General features: G+C 57.6%; 1 protein-coding gene. It reads left to right on the forward strand.

Going from position 1 to position 1,331, the window contains the following annotated elements; translation table 11 throughout:
- Positions 1 to 130 precede the first annotated feature (130 nt).
- Positions 131 to 1,111, forward strand: a complete 981-nt coding sequence (locus tag CYD26_RS24710; RefSeq protein WP_054888505.1) for an IS5 family transposase — start codon at positions 131 to 133, stop codon at positions 1,109 to 1,111.
- The last annotated feature ends 220 nt before the right edge of the window (positions 1,112 to 1,331 follow it).

Below are 1,331 nucleotides of genomic sequence, written 5' to 3' on the forward strand. Positions count from 1 at the left end.
GGCAGCGAGGATCCTCTATTGATGTAGAGGTGCTGCGGTCGGCCCGCTGCCGGGGGGAGGCGTCCATACCATCTGAAGAAGACTTCCCGAATCTGGTGAAATACGCCGATCCCGTTGCCCGAGTTTTCCGATGAAGCAGATGACCTTCGCCGACGCCGAGTACGCCGGTAAGCGTAAGCAAACCCGCAAGGAGTTGTTCCTGATCGAGATGGATCAGGTGGTGCCGTGGCAGGGTTTGATCGCCCTGATCGAGCCGCATTATCCGAAGGGCGAAGGTGGACGTCCGGCCTATCCGCTGATGGCGATGCTGCGCGTGCACCTGATGCAGAACTGGTTCGGCTACAGCGATCCTGCGATGGAGGAAGCGTTGTACGAAACCACCATCCTTCGCCAATTTTCTGGGCTGAGCCTGGAGCGCATCCCCGACGAAACTACCATCCTCAACTTCCGCCGCCTGCTGGAAAAGCATGAGTTGGCGTCCGGAATTCTGGCCGTGATCAACGGCTACCTGGGGGATCGCGGCCTGTCGCTGCGCCAGGGCACCATCGTCGATGCCACACTGATCCACGCGCCAAGTTCGACCAAAAATAAGGACGGTAAGCGCGACCCGGAAATGCACCAGACCAAAAAGGGCAACCAGTATTACTTCGGCGCGAAAGCCCACATTGGTGCCGACGAAGAATCGGGCCTGGTACATAGCGTGGTGGTCACGGCGGCCAATGTTGCGGACATCACTCAGGTCGACCAACTGCTACACGGCGAAGAACACGTGGTGTGCGCTGACGCTGGGTATACCGGAGTCGAGAAGCGTCCTGAACATGAAGGTCGTGCCGTTATCTGGCAGATCGCGGCTCGGCGCAGCACCTACAAGAAACACGGCAAGCGCAGCGCCTTGTACAAAGCGCTGCGCAAGATCGAGAAGGCCAAGGCCCAGATCCGTGCCAAGGTCGAACACCCGTTCCGCGTGATCAAACGGCAGTTTGGCTATACGAAGGTGCGCTTCCGAGGATTGGCCAAGAATGCGGCGCAGATGGTGACGCTGTTTGCCCTGTCGAATCTGTGGATGGCCCGCCGACATTTGCTGGCCAGCGCAGGAGAGGTGCGCCTGTAATGCGGAAAATGGCTGCGGTAACGTGCTGGCGGTAACGAAAAAGGTAGAAAAGCGCGACTGATCGGATTGTCTTGGATCAGTTGGGCGATTTTGAAATCGGCAGACGCTGAAGTCAGCCAGAGATGCATGGCTACTTCAGACCATCCTTAGAGGGTGTAGACAAAATAAAGTAAGCTGCTTGTCCCTTGCCTACACAGCATTGCACCATGCCTAAAACCGG

The organism is Pseudomonas sp. FFUP_PS_473 (assembly GCF_002858665.1).
Taxonomy (GTDB): Bacteria; Pseudomonadota; Gammaproteobacteria; order Pseudomonadales; family Pseudomonadaceae; genus Aquipseudomonas; species Aquipseudomonas defluvii.